Raw genomic sequence first — 18,063 nt, forward strand, 5'->3', positions numbered from 1 at the left:
GGGAGCCGACCGGGACGGCTGTTACAAAACTGCCACGAAAGCTCCCTTGTTTCGTGAAGTACGGGAAAGGAGGCTTGGGGGCGCACAGGCGGCGCACGGTAGGTCATGGGGGGCTTTAGCGGGGGAACATACGACGGCTCTTCCCGACGCCTGCTGTGCACCCGTACATCGCAAGGCGATCTGGAGGGGAAGCGTTGTTGCGATCCAGGAAGAGGGCCGGGGCAATCCTGGCCGCCGCGCTGGCGGCTTTGTCGCTGGATATGGCGTCGGGCGCTCAGGGCGTGCCCACGTCCCAGCACGACCAGTGGCCCGACCAGTTGAAGAGCGGCGGGGCGTCGGCGGACAAGGGCGACCGCACCGTCACGCTCATCACCGGTGACCGGGTCCATGTCGATGCCAAGGGCCGTGTCACCTCGGTGGCGCGGGGCAAGGGCCGCCAGGGCACAGCGGTCTCCGTGCAGCGGTTCAAGGGGCACTCGTATGTGACCCCGGTGGACGCCGCCAGGCTGGTGGCCCAGGGCAGGCTCGATCGGCGCCTGTTCGACGTCACCGAGCTGCTGAAGTCGAAGTACGACGACCAGCACCGCGGCACGCTGCCGCTGATCGTCACCTACAACGCGCACAAAGCGCAGGCCGGGGCCGCGCTGCGCTCCGCCGGGCTGACCGTGAAGCGCGACCTGCCCGTGGTCGGCGGGCAGGCGCTGACCGCCAGGAAGTCCGCTTCCTCGAAGGTGTGGGACGCGCTGACCGACGGCTCGGGCACCTCCCGTGGGGTGGCATCGGGCATCACCAAGGTCTGGCTGGACGGCGTACGCCGCGCCAGCCTGGACAAGTCCGTCCCGCAGATCGGCGCGCCGGACGCGTGGAAGGCCGGTTACACCGGCAAGGGCGTCAAGGTCGCGATCCTGGACACCGGTGTGGACGACACCCACCCGGACCTGTCCGACCGGGTGATCGCGAAGAAGAACTTCTCCGACTCCAATAACGACGTCGACCACTACGGCCACGGCACACACGTCGCCTCCATCGTGGCGGGCTCGGGCAAGAAGTCGGACGGCAAGTACAAGGGTGTCGCTCCCGACGTGAAGCTGCTGGCGGGCAAGGTCCTCAGCGACGAAGGCTCCGGCAGCGACTCCGGCATCATCGCGGCCGCGCAGTGGGCCGTCGACCAGGGCGCGAAGGTGATCAACCTCAGCCTCGGCAGTGACGACACCCCCGAGGTGGACCCGCTCGAGGCGGCGGTCAACAAGCTGTCGACCACCAAGGGCGTACTGTTCGCCATCTCCGCGGGCAACGCGGGCCCCCATGACAGGACCGTCGGCTCGCCCGGCAGCGCCGCCAAGGCCCTGACCGTGGGCGCCGTGGACAAGTCGGACAAGCTCGCCAAGTTCTCCAGCGTCGGCCCCACCGCCGACGACTCGCTCAAGCCCGACATCACCGCCCCCGGCGTGGACATCGTCGCCGCCAAGGCCGCCAAGGGCGTCGTCGGGGACCCGGCCGCACCCGGGTACGTCTCGATGTCCGGCACCTCCATGGCGGCTCCGCATGTCGCCGGTGCCGCCGCGCTGATCGCCTCGCAGCACCCGGACTGGAACGGCCAGCAGATCAAGCGGGTGCTGACCGCCTCGGCCAAGCCCGGTGACGGTCTGTCGGCCTTCCAGCAGGGCACCGGCCGGGTGAACCTGACCACGGCCATCAAGCAGACCGTGGTGACCGACCAGACCTCCGTCGGGTTCGGCACCCAGCAGTGGCCGCACGACGACGACAAGCCGGTGACGAAGAAGATCACCTACCGCAACACCGGTACCGCGGACGTCACCCTCGACCTCGCCGTGCAGACCTTCGGCCCCGACGGCAAGCCCGCTCCGGAGGGCCTGTTCAAGGCCGACGTCGACAAGGTCACCGTGCCCGCCGGCAAGACCGCGGATGTGCAGGTGACCGCCGACACCAGGGTGGACGCCAAGGACGGCGCGTACACCGGCGCCCTCGTCGCCAAGGCCGAGAGCCAGACGGTCCGCACCTCGCTCGCCGTCGAGCGCGAGGCCGAGGCGTACACCCTCACGCTCAAGTTCATCGACGCCAAGGGCAAGCCCGCCGAGATGTCCGGCAAACTGGCGGGCCTGGACCAGTCGGTCTCGAAGGGGTTCTCCGACAAGGGCACCGTCAAGCTGCATGTGCCCAAGGGCACCTACGCCCTCGACACCGAGGTCTTCACCCCGCGTGCCGGCGGTGACGCGGACACCGCGATCATGAACCAGCCGAAGCTGTCGCTGACCAAGAACACCACGCTGACGGTCGACGCCCGCAAGGCCAAACCGATCAGGATCACCCCGCCGGACAGCACGGCGAACATCCTCGGGGCGTACATCGACTGGAGCGTCCAGGTCGGCGGCGGCAGCGGCTACGGCAGCACCTTGGTCCGCGACAGCTTCGAGGGCGTCACTACCGCCCACCTCGGGCCGCAGCTGCCCGGCAAGCAGTTCACCAGCCACATCGGCGGAGCGTGGGGCAAGGGCAGCACGCTCTGGGACCTGGTGTACCAGCGTCATGGCTCCTTCTTCACCGGCTACACCCACAAGACGACCAAGGACGAACTCGCCCAGGTCAATGTGACCGCCGGATCGCCCGCCAAGAACAAGAAGGGCGTCGTCGCCGTCTCGTGGTCCGGCGAGGACGGCCCCGTCGATTCCGGTGCGGGGGCCTTCCCGATCCCCGGCACCGCCAAGCACTACGTCACCACCCCGTCCGGTCTGACCTGGGCGTTCGACTTCTCCCAGGTCAGCACCACGGGCGACTACGAGGCCACCCAGTACGGCCCCCAGCGCACCTACCAGGCGGGCAAGGTCTACCACGCCGCGTTCAACCGGGGCGTGTTCGGCCCCAGCGTCGGCAAGGCCTCGGACGGCTACGGCGCCTTCCGGTTGCGCAACCGGCTGGACGTGTGCATCCCGCTGTTCACCGACGGCTCCGGCCACTTGGGCGACTCGACGTCCAGCAAGGCCAAGTTCGTCGTCGTCGCCGGCGGCAAGACCGTCGTGAACGAAGAGGGCGTGCCCTGCGGCTCCGTCAACGGGCTGCCGGACGCCAAGACCGAGTACAAGGTCAGCACCGATGTCAGCCGCGGCAGCGCGGTCTCGGCCGTCAGCACCCGGATCGTGGCGGACTGGGCCTTCTCCTCCTCCCGCGTCGACGGTGACAAGCCGGCCGAGCTCGCGCTGTCCACGGTCCGCCTCACCCCGAAGCTGACCCCGGCCAGCACCGCCAAGGCGGGCACGAAGCTGACCGTCCCGCTGTGGATCCAGGGCCCGGCCACCGGCTCCAACCTCAAGACCCTCGACGTGCAGGTCTCCTACGACGCGGGCGCCACATGGAAGAAGGCCCCGGTCACGATCGAGCAGGGCAACCGGGTCCTCAAGCTCAGCCACCCCAAGAACGCGACCTCGGTCTCGTTCAAGGTCAAGCTGGCCGACAAGGACGGCAATGTCACCAACCAGACGATCTACAAGGCCTACGGCCTCGTGAAGTAACCGTCCGGGAGCACCCGCACACGCACACACGCGGGTCCGGCTTCTCCGGGGGCGCCCTTCCGCGCATCCCGCTCCGGAGGCCGGGCCCGCCACCGCGATGTCGGCGACGCGGGTGACGTGGCAGTCGAAGCGCAAGATGGGTTCGGGCAGGCCGCGTTGGGTCTCACCGGACACGGAGACGCAGGCCATCGCCAGGCCGGTGCGTTCGTTGGCTCGAGCCGGCCGGCGCCGACGTAGGAGGTGCGGGCGACCAGGATGCGGGCACGGTGCGCGGTGGTGTTGCGGCTGCTCAACTTCTTCACATTCGAGGAGCGCCCGGCTCTGTCGGCGCTGGGCGGCTATCGCCAGGACCGGGAGAGGTGCGATCAGGAGGAGGACGACCAGGTCCGGCAGGGACCGCATGGACCCGTTCGGTTGGATGACGATCGCCTGTGTGCGGACGAGCGCGAACACCGCGACGGGGATCAGCCACCGGTGGTCCCCGGTGGCGGCCGTCGCCACCCACGCGGCGATCAGCGCGGCGGCTTCGAGGGTGAACAGGCCGCGTTGGAAGGCCGGACTGAGATGACGTGCAGGCCCCCGGTCACGAACATGGCGAGCACGACGGGGACCAGCCAGCGGTACGGGCCGTGTCGTCGACGACGGCGCGGGCGCGGGCCTGCACCCCGGCACGCGCCAAGGCGACGACCTCCCGCGGCGGGGGCCAGGAGCGGCCGGGATACGCCTCGGACAGGCAGGCCGGCAACTCCGCTCCCTGCCGGGAGCGGTAGGGCTCGGGGTAGGCCGCAAGCAGCAGACGGTTCATGCCGGGGCCACCCCGGCATCCCGCGAGCGTCCGATGACGACGGCCGCCGCCTGCTGCATCCGCAGCGCCTCCCGGCCGAGCGCCTCGGTGCCGTCCTCGGTGAGCCGGTAGTAGCGCCGCGCCCGTCCGTCCACGATCTCCTCATGGCCGACGGCCACCAGCCCGGCCCGCTCCAACCGCTCCAGCGCGCCGTAGAGAGTGCCGACAGCGATCCGGAGCCGCCCGTCGGTGGCCTGCTCGGCGGCCTTGATGATGCCGTAGCCGTGCAACGGTCCGTCCATGAGCGCGGCAAGGATGAAGTACTGCGGTTCCGTCAAGGGCGAGCTCTGCTGAGTCATGAGCCGAGCATATATCGAGCTCCGATATATATCTGCCGGTCCTCGGGTGATCACCGGCAGCGCCTCCACGCCCACCGCGAACGTCACCCTCTCCCGACCGGCGGGCGCGACGGCGGTCTCCTCGACGCACCCGCACGGGGTCCGGCACCTGTTCGCCGCCTACGACCTGGCCAAGGACAAGCTCTGCGGCCACATCAAGCCGACTGCGCAGGGCACGCGCGACTACTTCGCCCCAATGGTGTTCGAAGACCGAGGCGAGCGGCCTCAGCGCCACGGCGGTGGCGGCGTTAGGGTTGGCTTATGGCTCCGTCACAGGTGGGGCGCCATTCAAGTAGCATCCCAGCTTTCTTGGCGACGTTTGTCGGGCGTCGCCACGAGCTGACACAGATCAAGGGCTTGCTGGCGACGGACCGGCTGGTAACGCTGACCGGCGCGGGTGGCGTGGGGAAGACTCGGCTGGCACTGCGTGCGGCCGAGGATCTGCGGGGGAGCTTCTCCGATGGGGTCTGGCTGGTCAGCCTGGCCGGGTTACAGGATCCGAAGCTGCTTGTCCACGCGCTCACTGCGGCGTTGGGGCTGCGGGATGAAGCCAACCGGTGGGACCTGGCCACGTTCGTGGATCACCTGCGGAACGAGCAGTTGCTGATCGTGCTGGACAACTGCGAGCACATGGTCGACGCGTCTGCATCACTGGTCGCCGCACTGCTACCGGCGGCCCGGGGGGTGCGGGTGCTTGCGACCAGCCGTGAACCGTTGGCAGTCGCCGGGGAGCGGATCGTCCAGGTGCCGCCGTTGTCGCTCCCCGATCGAGACAGCCCTCCGCCGACGCTGGAGCGTCTGGCCCAGTACGACAGTGTCCGGCTCTTCGTGGACCGGGCAGCTCGCGTGGTGCCGGGGTTCACTCTTGACGAAGGCAACCGGGTGGCCATGACCGAGGTGTGCTGGCAGTTGGACGGGATCCCCCTGGCGATCGAGCTCGCGGTGGTCCGGCTGCGTGCCTTGTCAATGGATGAACTTCACGAAGGGCTCCAGGACCGCTACAGATTGCTGACGGCGGGATGGCGTGACCTGCCATCCCGGCAGCGGACACTGCGGGCGCTCATGGACTGGAGTCTCGACCTTTGCTCCCCCGGAGAGCAGGCCGTGTGGGCGCGGTCCTCGGCGTTCCGGGGCGGCTTTGAGCTGGAGGCGGCAAGGGCCGTCTGCTCCGCCGGGGACTGGCCGGCCGAGTCGGTTTTCGAGTCGGTGAGCGGGCTGATCGACAAATCGGTCCTGCTCCACGAGGAGCAGCGAGGGTGGTCCCGGTACCGGATGCTGGAGACCGTGCGAGAGTACGGCTGGAGCCGCTTGGCAGAGTCCGGTGAGACCGAATCGGTACAGCAGCGGCACTCGCGTTGGTACCAGCGCCTGGTGGAGCAGGCCGACGAAGGATCATTCAGCTCCTGCCAGATGTCCTGGTTCACACGCCTACGCTTGGACCACGCCAACGTTCGCGTCGCGATGGAGCACTGCTTGGCCGACCCGGAGGGGGGAGAGGCCGCGCTCCGGATGGCTTCCGGACTGCGTTTCTACTGGTTGGTGACGGGCTTCCTGGGCGAAGGTCGCCGGTGGCTGGACCAAGGGCTCGCACTCGACAGGCGACCGACCCGAGTACGAGCAAAGGCGCTGTGGGTCAACGCGTGGCTTGCACTCCTCCAGGGCGACCCGGAATCCGCAAAGCCGCTGCTGAAGCAGAGCCATGAGCTGGCCCAAGGCGCCGGAGACGAGGTCGCCGGCGCATGGGTGGCACAGCTCACGGCCTACGCGGCGATGGGTGCCGGAGACCTGCAGCGGGCCGCACCCCTGTTCCAGGAGGCTCTCACCCGTCACCAGGCGACATCGGACGAACCCGGCACCGTACTCAGCCTGATCCGGATCGGCGTCCTGTCTGCCCTCACCAAGGACATCGAGGCGGGCGTCGCCTCATGCCAGGAGGCCCTTGTCCGGTGTGAGGCCTGCGGCGAACAGTTCTTCAAGTGCAATGCCCTATGGGTACTTGGGCTCCTCCACTGGAGGCATCGTGACTCTGCCGCTGCCACCGCCGCAGTCCGCGACAGCATTCGGTTCGCGGGGCCTTTCGAAGATCCCATCGCCCTTGCTCGCGCCGTCGAAATACTCGCCTGGACCGCTACCACCGACGGCCACATGGATCAGGCCGCTGCCCTGCTCGGTGCCCTGGACAGGCTGTGGCGATCAGTCGGCGGCGTGCCCTTCCTCTACCTCCGCGAATATCATGATCAATGCGAGGCGGAAGTGCGTGGCACTCTCGGGGCGGACGTGTACCGGACCGCGTTCGAGCGGGGGGCGCAGATGCCGTACGGCTCGCTTCTTTCGTACGTGCTGGGCGAGAAGCCGGCTCCCGCGTCAGCGGCACGGGACGAGCCCGCGGAGGTCCTCACCCGCCGAGAGCGCGAAATCGCGGAGCTTGTCGCCCAAGGCATGAGCAACAAGGAGATCGCCGCCCGACTCGTGATCGCCCAGCGCACCGCTGAATCGCACGTCGAGCACATCCTGACCAAGCTCGGCTTCACATCCCGCACCCAGATCGCGGGTTGGGCCGCAGGGCTTGGATCGCGCTGACCACGGTTGCAAACAGAAACGGTCGGTAACCATCCGCTGTCGCACCTCTGGTTGCAGGCACCTCGAGTGTCACCAAGAATCTGGTCGCAATCAGCGAGAACTGCACACTGAACTCGCCGCTGCTCACCAACTTGCCGCCCTGTGATCGGTCTAATGTTCCACGCCACGGACGACTTCGACAGGCAGGAAGTGGTGGCCATGAAGGTGCGCGCTGCGGCACTCCTGGGGGTGATCGCACTCGCTGCGACGGGGTGTGGCGCAACCAGCCCGGCAAAGCAGGACACCGGTCCCATCGTGATCGGGATGCCGATCGCGCTTTCTGGGCTTGCCAGTGGTCTGGATGGCCCCTTTCACACGGGCGCGCAGCTGGCGGTGGACGACATCAACGCCTCCGGGGGTGTGCTCGGTCGGCGGTTGAGAATCGTGTCCGCAGATGCCAAGTCCGACCCGGCGCAGTCCGCGACCGCAGCTCAGACCGTCATCAATCAGGGTGCCAAGTTCATCCTGCCCACGGTCGACTACGACCTCGGTGGTCCGGCGGCACGCCTTGCCCAGTCCAAGGGGCTGGTATCCATGACGCTGGCGGGGGACCCGCGCTTCGGCATGCTCGGGGTCGGCAGTCTAGCGTTCAACATCGGCTCGGGCGGCCCGACCGAAGGAGCATCCGCCGCGTCTTTCGCCTGGAGCCGGGGATGGCGCCGACCGTACCTTCTGGAGGACACGAGTCTCGCTTACTCACAGTCCTTCTGCCAGTTCTTCCGGCATTCGTGGAAGACTATTTCCGGGGCGCGCGCCGCGTCGATTCCGTCCGACTCGTTCCTGAACGGCGACCCGTCCATCGCTTCGCAGATCACCAGGTTGAAGGCGGCCAGGCCGCGACCGGACTTCGTGGTGCTGTGTTCCTACCCGCCGGGCGGGGCGGCGGCTGTGAAGCAGTTGCGTGCGGCTGGGATCAACGTGCCGGTCGTGGGGGGCGTTGCGTTCGACGGCACCTTCTGGCTGCCGACGGTGCCGAAGGAGCGCAATTTCTACGCTATGGGCGGCGGGGTCATCACCGGCACCGACCCCGAACCCATGAGAGCCAAAGTGTTCAGTGAGTACCGGGCAAAGACCGGAAAAGCGCCGGTGAACGGCATATGGGCGTTGTCCGGCTACAGCTCGATCCAGGCGTTGGCGAAGGCGATCACAGCGGCCAAATCGACGAAGTCGACCGCGGTCGCGGCTCAGCTCGAACGTTTTCATGATGAGCCGCTGGCAATCGGCCCGACGACGTGGACGGCACAGTGCCACGTTGCGGTCGGACGGCCGACGGTCGTGATCAGGATGGACAAGGGGCGCGAGGCATACACGGCAACCGTCACCCCGAAGAAGATCCCGCAGGCTTGTTGAGTCGGTCTGAGCGAAAAGGAGCAGGCCATGTGCGGCAGCAGAACCCCCGAAGGCCGGACGGTCACCGGCGGCGTCCGGGAGCTCGCTCCGGGCTACCACGTCATCCACACCAGCTTTGCCGCCGTGCCCTTGCACCTGCCGATCCTGACCGGCGAGGGCCTGGTGCTCATCGACGCGGGCGCTGCGGAGACCCCGGACGCCGCGGTGTTCAGTGCCATCGCGGACCTCGGCCGTGATCCGGCCGAGGTCCGCATGGTCGCACTGACCCACGCCCACCACGACCACTTCGGCGGGGTGTCGAACCTCAAACGCCGTTCACCGCGGTTGCGAGTCGCCGTCCATCGCGCCGACGTCACCTGGGTCGAGGATCACGACAGGTACTGGCGCGAACTGTTCGGACGGTTCGAGCCGGAGTACACACCCAGCGAGGAAGAGCGAGCCGTTGTCCTGGACCAGGCGGGTGAGCCGACAGTTGTCCAACACGTACTCGACTACCACGACGAGTTGGACACCTGCGGGGCAGGTCCGCTGAAAGTCCTCCCCGCCGGCTCCCACTCCGCGGGCAGCGTCGCGTACTACCAGAAGGACCACGGTGTGCTCGCCACCGGTGACGCGCTGCAGGCGTACGGCACCCCGCTCCTGGACGGAACGGAGGCATTCCCCATTTACGAGAACATCGCCGCCTACCGCTCGATGCTCACGCAGTTCTGCGACGTCGACATCCAGTGGCTTGTCGATGCTCATCGCGGTGTACTCAGCGACGATGAGGCACGGGAGCTGCTGCTCGCCTGCGAGCGGTTCCCCGACACCTTTACCGAGCAACTGCTGGAGACATTGACCGCAGTCGGAGAACCGATGCCTCTGACGGAGATCGCACACGCGGTGCAGTCAGCGCACTACCCGCGAGCCAACCGGTCGATCCAGCTGTATGTCACCACGGATCTGCACCTGCGGGAACTCGTGCGTCAACAGCTTCTCGAGCCCCTGAGGATCAATGCGCGCAAGCACTGGGCAGTGGTGTAGATGCGCCTGCCCACCCCTCCTGTGCGACGCCGGCGTGAGCCGGCAACGTCGCTGACAGCACGCGGTATCAGCGTCTGGTTCGATGGAGTCGCAGCGCTCGAAGACGTTGACATGGATCTGCGTCGCGGCGAGATGCTCGGATTGATCGGCCCCAACGGCGCAGGGAAAACCACCTGCGTGGCCGAGCGCGGGATCGTCGAGTTCGACGCCTTTCCCCGGCTCCTCGGCGGCTTCGACTCCACGACCGCCCGCTCCCGCTGGGAACCCGGCGGGGACGACCTCGACGCGGCCATGCTGGAGGAGTTCCTGGACGCCGTCCGTGCCGGTCGCCGCCCCCAACCGGACGGCGAGGCGGGGCTGCGGAGCTTGCGGATCGTTCTGGCGGCCTACGCGTCACTGCGAACCGGACAGCCCGTGCGACTCCCGGAGCCGGTGGCCCTCCCCGGGCCGTCCGCGCCCGGTCCGGCGGCGCGGGATTGACGCGGGCGCAGTGGCGTACGTACGTCCTGGGCTCGCCGTACCGCAGGGTGTGCGCGTGGGCCGGCCTGCCGTCCGCCGCAAAGGGGATGAACAGCCTGTTCCAGTGATCCAGGATGTACCGACGAGCGCAGGGGACCTCACCCGCCCAAGGGTTCTTTCAGCCGGTGGCTTCGACGGGTTGTTCGGCCCAGATCGTCTTGCCGCTCTGGCCGTAGCGGCATCCCCAACGGTGAGTCAACTGAGCGACGAGCAAAAGGCCGCGGCCTCCCTCGTCGGTTGCGCGAGCGCGCCGGAGGCGGGGCTGGGTGCTGCTCGGGTCGGTCACCTCGCAGATCAGCACGTCGTGACGGATCAGGCGCAGGCCCACCGGTCCACCCCCATAGCGGATGGCGTTGGTCACCAGCTCACTGACGATGAGTTCGGTGGTGAAAGCCAGATGGTCCAGTCCCCAGGCGGCGAGTTGGCGGGTGACCGACTCCCGGGCTTCGGAGACCAACGCGGGATCGGCCTCGAAGTCCCAATGTGCGGTGGACTCGTCCGATATGGCGCGTGTGCGGGCCAGTAGGAGGGCCATGTCGTCCTGACGCGGTTGGACCGAGAAGTCGGCGAGCACTTCCCGTCCGACAGCAGCCAGGTCGCATTCCGGACGGCAGGAGGCGGTGAGCCGGTCGGCCAGACGGCGCATTCCCTCGTCGAGATCTTGACCGCTGTTCTCGATCAGGCCGTCGGTGTAGAGGGCGAAGACGCTGCCCGGCTCGATGTCGAATGTCAGGGTTTCATAGGGCATGCCGCCGACGGTGAGAGGCGGACCGGTGGAGATGTCGAGGATCCGGGCGGTCCCGTCAGGCCGGACCACGATGGGCGGCGGATGGCCCGCACTGGCCAGGGAACAGCGGCCGGACACGGGGTCGTACACCGCGTACAGGCATGTGGCGCCCACCGCGTCCTGCTCGGCGGGCGACGCCTCCGCCGCGAGGCGCTGGACCAGGTCCGCAAGCCGGGCAAGCAGTTCCTCGGGCTCGAGTTCGAGGTCGGCCAGGGTCTGGATGGCCGCGCGCAGGCGGCCCATGCCGGCGCTCGCGTGCATGCCGTGGCCGACCACGTCGCCGACGACGAGGGCGAGCCTCAGGGAGGGCAGAGACATGGCGTCGAACCAGTCGCCGCCGATCTCCGCTCCGCCACCAGCGGGCAGATAGGCGCCGGCGGTCTGCGCCGCCGGGGTGTCGGTCGTGGCCGGGGGCAGCAGGCGTTCCTGGAGTGCGACGGCCGCACGGTGCTCGCGCGTGTAGCGGCGGGCGTTGTCGATGGCGAGCGCAGCCCGCGAGGCGACGTCACTCAGAAGGTCGGAGTCCTGCTCGGTGAAGGGGTCGGACCTGTCGAGGCGAAAGACCGTCACGTTGCCGAGCAGAAAACCTCGTGCGTACAACGGTGCCGACATCACCGCGTGGAAGGACTCCGGCAGGAGGAGTTCGACAAGTCGCGGATCGCCCAGCTCCGCGATGAGGCCGTCGCGGCTGACAGTGACCGTTTTGCCGCGCTGGAGGCTGCGCAGCCGCGGATTGTCACGCAGCGGGGGCACCGCGTCGCCGATCTCGACGCCGGTCAGTGGCCTGTCGGCCGGCGCTATCGCGGCATGGACCAGGTGAAGATCTCCACCGCCCACCCATTTCAGGAGTTCCTCGCCGGTGAACACGGCCTGGGCCAGTGCGACCACCGCGTGTTCTCCGAGGTCGGGCACCAGCACGTCTGCCAGGTCCTGGGCCGTGCGTCTGACCTCCAAGGAGCCCCCGACCCGCACAGCCGCCGCGCGGGCGAGCTCAAGATGCCGACGAGCCAGTATCTCCTGGGTGGTGTCGAAGAATATCGCCGCCACCCCGGTCGGACTCCCTCGCGCGTCCTCCAGCCGGAAGGCCGAAAGCGACAGACCCCACTGACGCGCGGCATCCTCCCGCAGATGCACCCAGTGCTCGCTCCGGACCACCGGTGTGCCCGTCTCCAGCACCTCGCGCAAGACCGACGCGATGGCCTCGGCGTCATCGGCGGCCAGCACGTCGTGCGGCAGGCCGCCGATCGGGATCGGGGGTCCGCCGAAGAGACCAGTCGTGCCGTTCGTCTGTGTGATGGTCATGTCTATGTCATGAAGGGCGATCCCTATCCGGTGCTGCGAGGACAGCGCCCGCAAGAGTGCGACTCCCCGCACCTGATCGGTGACATGCTGTGTTGGCGCAGCCAGGACCAGAAAGCCGTCAGAGCCGTTCAGCGGCGTCGCCCGATACGTGACGTCTACGGTGGCGCTCGGGTTCAGCCGCACCAGTACGCGCCCGGACGACGCCACCCCGGCCGCTGAGCCGGCGCAGGCTTCCGGGGCGGCGACCAGCAGTTCCCTCACGGAACGGCCGCACGCTTCGTCGGCGGGCATTCCGGTAAGGGCCGCAGCCGCATCACTCCACTGCAGGATGGAACCCCGGTGATCGAGTACGGCGACAGCCAGATCCTCGAAAGCGGATGGCGGGTCCTGGGCCCGAGGACTGACCATGTCCATCACCCGATCCACAGCTGATCGACCACTCCGCACCATTATCGGCCGCCTGCCAAGAAATCGCTGTTCACAAGGATTCCGGGAGGCGGTACCCGCGCACGCCCCTCCCTGCTGTCGAGGTGCGTCGGCGGCTTCCCCGGCGAGGGCCGCCGCTCGACCGGGTTCTCGCGGCAGGCGCACCGGGCAGCGCGGTCGCTTTGAGGCTCCGCGCGCCCGCACCCCGTGAGTCCCGGCCGGGGATCAGAACCGCCCCGCACGCGCGGGAAGCCCGCGGTCGGCCATCCCCGTCGCACCGGCCGGGGGGGGGGCTGGTGCCGTGCGCTCCAGGACGAGCCGCAAGGTGCTAGGTGATCTGTCCGGGCACCGCGGGTTGTTGCAGTTCCAGGAGGATGCCGTCGGGGTCGCGGAAGAAGACGACCTTGCCTCCCGCGTAGTGCCCGACCGTCATGTCAACGACCGGGCTGAGGAACTCCACGCCTTGTGCGGTGAGGTCGAGCACCATGTTGTCGATGTCGTCGACCTCGAAGCCGATCCGAGCGATTCCGAATCGGTGCGAGGACGCATCGGTGTGCAGGAGCTCAGGGGGTGAGACCGGTTCGATGAGTTCGATGATCTCGCCGCCCCCGCGGACGAGGGCGAGTTTGATGAGAACGTCATCGAGGGCGAACATCTGGTCGAGGAACGGGCCGCGGCGGTCGTCGTCCGCGCTGATCAGTTCGAATCCCAGGGTGCCGCAGTAGAAGTCCAAAGATCGTTGGATGTTGGTGACAAGCAGCACGGTGTGGTGGAAGTCGCGGATCATCGTGGCCTCCTCAGGCGCTCTCGCGGGCGTGGAGGTCGGACAGGCCGGCCCGTTCGTCGAGGGCGCGGGAAGCGGCGTCGCGCTTTGCGGGGTCTCCGAACCCCCCGCCGCCGGGCATGCGGACCCAGATCCTGTCGCCTCGGACCAGGTCGACGTCCTGGTCCTTGGACACGTGGTCAGGGGTATGGACTGTTCCGTCGGCGCGAAGGACACGGATAGCGGTCATCTGGCCGTCGCCGCCGCCGGCCAGGCCCTGGGGCGGGAACTTGCCGCGGTCGCCGAGGAAGGACGCCGTCGCGAGTTCTCCTTCGAACCGGATCAGGTATTCCGCGCCGAGGCCGCCGCGGTACTGGCCCTCCCCGCTTGAGCCGGCTCGCAGTTCGTAGCGTTCGAACCGGATGGGGTACCACTCTTCGAGTAGTTCGACCGGTGGGACCTTGGACATGGAGATCGTGGCGCAGGCGTTGTCCAGTCCGTCGCCTCCGTCCCAGGCCCCGTATCCGCCGCCTGCGAAGAAGTACATGATGTACTCCTTGCCGCCGTCGTGGCCGTGCAGTGTGAAGTTGGCCGAGGTGGAGCAGGCGCCGCCCTGTGAGAGGGAGGTGTCGGCCTGGCCGACTGCCGACATGACCGTGTCGATGATGCGAGCCGGGACCTCTGAGGCGCATCCGGATACGGGGGCGGGGTAGTTGGCGGCCAGGAACGTGCCCTCGGGGATGCGGATGTCGATGCGACGGAAGGTGCCGCTGTTGATCGGCAGTTCGGGGAACAGGTGCATAAGAGCGATGAGGACCGACGAAGAGGAAGCTCCCGCGGGGGAGTTGAGCGGGCCGGCGCACTGAGGGCTGGAACCCTCGAAGCCGAACGCGAGCCGCTCGTCTTCGACGGTGAGGGTGCAGCGGATCTCCAGTGGGTCGTAGCCGATGCCGTCGTCGTCGAGGAAGTCGGAGGCCGTGTAGGTGCCGTTGGGGATGGAGCGGATCCGGGCGCGGGTGACGCGCTCCGCGTAGTCTGCCAGCTCGGCGCTCAGGGCGTGGAATCGTGGCAGGCCGTAGCGGCTGATCACTTCGTCCAGGCGGCGTCTGCCCACATCGAGTGCGCCGAGCTGGGCCAGCAGGTCGCCTTCGCGGTCCTCTGCCAGCCTGATGTTGGCCATGATCAGATCGATGATGTTGCGGTCGAGCGTGCCGTTGCGGACGATGCGCGTGGGGCCCATCCGCAGTCCCTCTTCATGGATGGAGGTGGCCCGGGCACCGAACCCGCCGGGTGTCGCCCCGCCGATGTCGGCCCAGTGGGCGGTGTTCGCGAGGAAGCAGACCAGTTCGCCCTTGTAGTAGTAGGGGGCGATGATCCGCACGTCCATCAGGTGTGTGCCGCCGCGGTAGGGGTCGTTCATGATGTAGACATCGCCGTCGGCGTAGTCGTCCACCTCACGCAGGAACGCCTCGACGCTGTACTGCATGATGCCGACGAAGATGGGCAGGCCGCGATGTCCCTGCGAGATGACTCCGCCGTCCCTCATGGCATAGATGCCGCAGGCGCGGTCGGTGGCTTCGGAGATGATCGGTGAGAAGGCGGCGCGCTCAAGAGTCACATCCATCTCCGAGCACAGTTGTTCGATTGCGCCGGAGAAGACGGCGAGTTCCGCGGCGTTCATGAGTTCACCTCGATGATGATGTGTCCGGCCTCGACGACCTGCGCTCGGGTGCCGCTCGGAACGGTGATGGATGCGTCGACGGCGCTGATGGAGGCCGGACCAACGATCGTGTCGCCCTCGGCCAAGGCCGGCCGCCAGTACTTCGCGTCGGGCGGCGGCCGCAGGTCGGTGGGGGGTGCGGCGTCGCGCAGGGTCCAGCCCTCGGCGCCGCGTCGCTTGCAGCGTGCCTGGAGCCGGACGCTGCGCAGCGTGATGGGTGCGTCAGGGATCAGGCCACCGAAGTGGAGGCGGTACTCGTTGAGGAATGCGGTGCGCAGGTCGTGTGCGGTCACCCCGATCGGCGCTTGGACGTGCAGGGTGTGAGTCTGGCGTTCGAACTGGCACTCGTACAGGGCTTGGAGTTCCACCTCCATGCCTTCGAAGCCGCTCAGTTCGGTGCTCAGCTGCGCGGCTTTGGGCGTGAGGGCGGCAGCCACCGTGTCGGCGTCGAAGCCGTCCAATGAGGTGCGGACGCTGACGATGGCATCGAGTGCGTAGTCGGCGACGAGCGCGCCGTAGGCGCAGAGCAGTCCGGGGAAGGCGGGGACGACCACGCGACGGATTCCGAGCTCCTGTGCGATCTCGGCCGCGTGCAGAGCTCCGGCGCCGCCGTAGGCGACGAGGGCGTAGTCCTTGGGGTCCCGGCCGCGTCGCACGGTCAGATCGCGGACGCAGGCTGCCATCTGGGCGACGACGACGCGGATGACGGCGTCGGCCAGAGCGTCTGGCGTCGGGAACGCCGCGACGAGTCCGGGCTGGTGGGTGCGGACGACGTCCCAGATTTCGTCCGGGGTCAGCGCGGGGCGCATACCGGTGCCCAGGGACAGTGCTTTGAGGCGTCCGGCCAGGACGTTGGCGTCGGTGACGGTCAGGTGGGTGCCGCCGCGGCCGTACCAGATGGGGCCGGGCACCGCGCCTGCCGAAGCGGGCCCGACGCGGAGCATGCCGCCCTCGTCGAGGTAGGCGATGGATCCGCCACCAGCGCCGATGGTCCGGATGTCCAGGGTGGGGATCTTGATGGGGACGTTGTACTCGAGGTCGAGTTCGTTGGTGACGACGGGTTGTCCGCCTTCGATGATTCCGACGTCGAAACTGGTTCCGCCCATGTCGCAGGTGATGGCGTCGGAGGCGTTCAGCTCGCGCAGGACCCGTCTGGCGCCGGTCATTCCGGCGGCGGGGCCGCTGATGACGGAGCGGATGGGGAAGCCGGCGTCACCGCCGACCGGGATGGTACCGCCGTTGCCCTGCATGACGCGTACCCGGGCGTGGGGGGCGATGGGCTCGAGCGACCGGACGAGCTCGTCCAGGTAGCGGTTCAGCAGGGGGTCGACGTAGGCGTTGAGGACTGTCGCCACGGTGCGTTCGAACTCGCCGCTCTCCGGAAGGATGTCGGCCGAGGCGCAGATGGTGGTGCGGGGCAGCTCCTGGGAGAGGATGCGCACGACCTGGTCCTCGTGGTCGCGGTTGGCGTAGGAGTGGAGCAGTACCACGGCGATGGCGTCGATGTCTTCGGCACGGATCCGCGCAGCGATCCGACGGACCTGGTCCGGGTCGATCGGCTCGATTTCCGTGCCGTGGCGGTCGAGGCGGCCGTCGATCTCGTAGCGCCACCAACGGGGTACGTGCGGTTGGAAGTGGCCGCGCAGGCCGTAGACGTTGGGGCGGGTGCGGCGGCCGAGTTGCAGCACATCGCGGAACCCCTTGTTGGTGATCACCGCCGTGCGGCTGCCTTTGCGTTCCAGGATCGCGTTGGTGGCCACTGTGGTCCCGTGAACCACTTCGGTGATGTGGTGCCAGCCGTCCTCGGGGACCGCGGTGGTCACGCCTGAGGTCAGGGCGCGAGCTTGGTTGTCCGGTGTGGTGGGGACCTTGACGATGCGTGGTGTGTGGCCGTCCCGCCAGGCGATCAGGTCGGTGAAGGTGCCGCCGACGTCGCCGCCCACGTACCAGGCCGAGGGGTCGGGTGTCGTTGTGGAAGTGCCGGTTTCAGTCACGGGAGTCTCCTTGCTCGGTAGTCGGGGCAGGCGCGCTCACCGGGCGAGGAAGCCTCCGTCAACGGCCAGGCAGTGGCCGGTGACGAAGGAGGCGCGGTCGCTGGAGAGCCAGACGACTGCTTCGGCGACCTCGTCGGGCTGGCCGAGCCGGTTCATCGGGTGCAGGGCGTTGTAGTCGGCTTCGCTGACTTGGCCCGAGGCGATGGTCCGGTCGATGAGTTCTGTACGGATGGCTCCCGGGGACACGGCGTTGACCCGAATGCCGCGGGTGGCGTAGTCGATGGCGGCGGAGCGGGTCAGGCCGGCGGTGCCGTGCTTGGCGGCGGTGTAGGCCGGGACGTTGGGCATGGAGACTTCGGCGAGCACCGATGCGGTGTTGACGATGCTGCCGCCGCCGTTGCGGAGCATCTGGGAGATCTCTTGGCGCATGCACAGCCAGGTGCCGCGCAGGTCGGTGCCCAGGACCCGGTCCCACTCGTCGGACAGGAGGTCGTGGGCCGGTTTCATGGCGTCTTCGACTCCGGCGTTGTTGTGCGCGCAGTCCAGTCGGCCGAAGTGCTCCACTACCTGGGTGATCAGCCGCGTCACTGACCGCTCGTCGGCGATGTCGGCGGTGAAGGGTGCGCAGGTTCCGCCGTCTGCGGTGATCAGGTCAGCGGTGGCGGTGGCCGTTTCCGGGTTGATGTCGCAGACGGCGACCTGGGCGCCCTCGCGGGCGAACGCGCGGGCACTGGCCCGCCCGATGCCGGCGCCTGCGCCGGTGACCAGCGCAACTTTTCCGGCGACGAGCCCGTTGCTCATACTTGCTCCCGTTCGGCTCACTGCGGTCCGTCGGCGGTCGGGTCCGCCGG

At 68.3% G+C, this 18,063-nt stretch carries 11 protein-coding genes and 2 pseudogenes; 6 read left to right on the forward strand and 7 right to left on the reverse strand.

Annotation, left to right across the window (positions count from 1 at the left end):
• Positions 1-197 precede the first annotated feature (197 nt).
• Entirely contained in the window at positions 198-3,527 is a 3,330-nt protein-coding gene (locus IEY86_RS28770) for a S8 family serine peptidase (protein ID WP_189134813.1), read from the forward strand.
• A gap of 303 nt (positions 3,528-3,830) precedes the next feature.
• Here the strand turns inward: IEY86_RS28770 and IEY86_RS38250 are convergent.
• Both IEY86_RS38250 and IEY86_RS28780 read right to left on the reverse strand, forming a co-directional pair.
• Positions 3,831-4,332, reverse strand: a pseudogene (locus tag IEY86_RS38250) (hypothetical protein); the annotation flags it as partial.
• The gene (locus tag IEY86_RS28780) at positions 4,329-4,670 is read right to left on the reverse strand and encodes a PadR family transcriptional regulator (RefSeq protein ID WP_189134814.1); all 342 of its coding nucleotides are present in this window, start codon (positions 4,668-4,670) and stop codon (positions 4,329-4,331) included. The gene IEY86_RS28780 and the pseudogene IEY86_RS38250, both read right to left, overlap by 4 nt.
• 89 nt (positions 4,671-4,759) lie before the next feature.
• On the opposite strand from IEY86_RS28780, the pseudogene IEY86_RS38255 reads away from it, so the two are divergent.
• The 5 genes and pseudogenes from IEY86_RS38255 to IEY86_RS37905 form a co-directional block, all read left to right on the forward strand.
• Positions 4,760-4,875: pseudogene (locus IEY86_RS38255) on the forward strand (IS630 family transposase); the annotation flags it as partial.
• A 143-nt stretch (positions 4,876-5,018) separates the two neighbouring features.
• Complete coding sequence (locus IEY86_RS28785; protein WP_189134815.1) at positions 5,019-7,289, forward strand: ATP-binding protein; 2,271 nt, start codon at positions 5,019-5,021, stop codon at positions 7,287-7,289.
• Between the two features lie 153 nt (positions 7,290-7,442).
• The gene (locus IEY86_RS28790) at positions 7,443-8,678 is read left to right on the forward strand and encodes an ABC transporter substrate-binding protein (protein ID WP_189134816.1); all 1,236 of its coding nucleotides are present in this window, start codon (positions 7,443-7,445) and stop codon (positions 8,676-8,678) included.
• A 27-nt stretch (positions 8,679-8,705) separates the two neighbouring features.
• Complete coding sequence (locus IEY86_RS28795) at positions 8,706-9,701, forward strand: MBL fold metallo-hydrolase (RefSeq protein ID WP_189134817.1); 996 nt, start codon at positions 8,706-8,708, stop codon at positions 9,699-9,701.
• The gene (locus tag IEY86_RS37905; protein ID WP_189134818.1) at positions 9,702-10,181 is read left to right on the forward strand and encodes an ATP-binding cassette domain-containing protein; all 480 of its coding nucleotides are present in this window, start codon (positions 9,702-9,704) and stop codon (positions 10,179-10,181) included.
• Between the two features lie 157 nt (positions 10,182-10,338).
• On the opposite strand, the gene IEY86_RS28805 is transcribed toward IEY86_RS37905, so the two are convergent.
• The 5 genes from IEY86_RS28805 to IEY86_RS28825 all read right to left on the reverse strand — a co-directional run bounded on the left by IEY86_RS28805 (position 10,339) and on the right by IEY86_RS28825 (position 18,013).
• Positions 10,339-12,759 carry an ATP-binding SpoIIE family protein phosphatase gene (locus tag IEY86_RS28805; protein ID WP_373287107.1) on the reverse strand — a complete coding sequence of 807 codons (2,421 nt, stop codon included), beginning with the start codon at positions 12,757-12,759 and terminating at the stop codon, positions 10,339-10,341.
• Positions 12,760-13,063: 304 nt separating this feature from the next.
• A complete protein-coding gene (locus IEY86_RS28810) occupies positions 13,064-13,522 on the reverse strand; it encodes a VOC family protein (RefSeq protein ID WP_189134820.1) in 459 nt (152 codons plus the stop codon).
• Between the two features lie 10 nt (positions 13,523-13,532).
• Positions 13,533-15,179: a hydantoinase B/oxoprolinase family protein gene (locus IEY86_RS28815; protein WP_189134821.1), complete on the reverse strand. Its 1,647-nt coding sequence runs from the start codon at positions 15,177-15,179 to the stop codon at positions 13,533-13,535.
• Complete coding sequence (locus IEY86_RS28820; RefSeq protein ID WP_189134822.1) at positions 15,176-17,212, reverse strand: hydantoinase/oxoprolinase family protein; 2,037 nt, start codon at positions 17,210-17,212, stop codon at positions 15,176-15,178. Before IEY86_RS28820 ends, IEY86_RS28815 begins: the two co-directional genes overlap by 4 nt.
• Positions 17,213-17,248: 36 nt before the next feature.
• Entirely contained in the window at positions 17,249-18,013 is a 765-nt protein-coding gene (locus IEY86_RS28825; RefSeq protein WP_189134823.1) for an SDR family NAD(P)-dependent oxidoreductase, read from the reverse strand.
• Positions 18,014-18,063: the final 50 nt, after the last annotated feature.

Origin of the sequence: Wenjunlia tyrosinilytica, assembly GCF_014646055.1 — a bacterium.
Classification (GTDB): domain Bacteria; phylum Actinomycetota; class Actinomycetes; order Streptomycetales; family Streptomycetaceae; genus Wenjunlia; species Wenjunlia tyrosinilytica.

Coding starts and splice junctions, on each gene's coding strand:
- IEY86_RS28795 (WP_189134817.1), top strand. CDS start 8,706: ATGTGCGGCAGCAGAACCCCCGAAGGCCGGACGGTCACCGGCGGCGTC.
- IEY86_RS28780 (WP_189134814.1), bottom strand. CDS start 4,670: ATGACTCAGCAGAGCTCGCCCTTGACGGAACCGCAGTACTTCATCCTT.
- IEY86_RS28810 (WP_189134820.1), bottom strand. CDS start 13,522: ATGATCCGCGACTTCCACCACACCGTGCTGCTTGTCACCAACATCCAA.
- IEY86_RS28805 (WP_373287107.1), bottom strand. CDS start 12,759: ATGGTGCGGAGTGGTCGATCAGCTGTGGATCGGGTGATGGACATGGTC.
- IEY86_RS28790 (WP_189134816.1), top strand. CDS start 7,443: ATGTTCCACGCCACGGACGACTTCGACAGGCAGGAAGTGGTGGCCATG.
- IEY86_RS28825 (WP_189134823.1), bottom strand. CDS start 18,013: ATGAGCAACGGGCTCGTCGCCGGAAAAGTTGCGCTGGTCACCGGCGCA.
- IEY86_RS37905 (WP_189134818.1), top strand. CDS start 9,702: ATGCGCCTGCCCACCCCTCCTGTGCGACGCCGGCGTGAGCCGGCAACG.
- IEY86_RS28815 (WP_189134821.1), bottom strand. CDS start 15,179: ATGAACGCCGCGGAACTCGCCGTCTTCTCCGGCGCAATCGAACAACTG.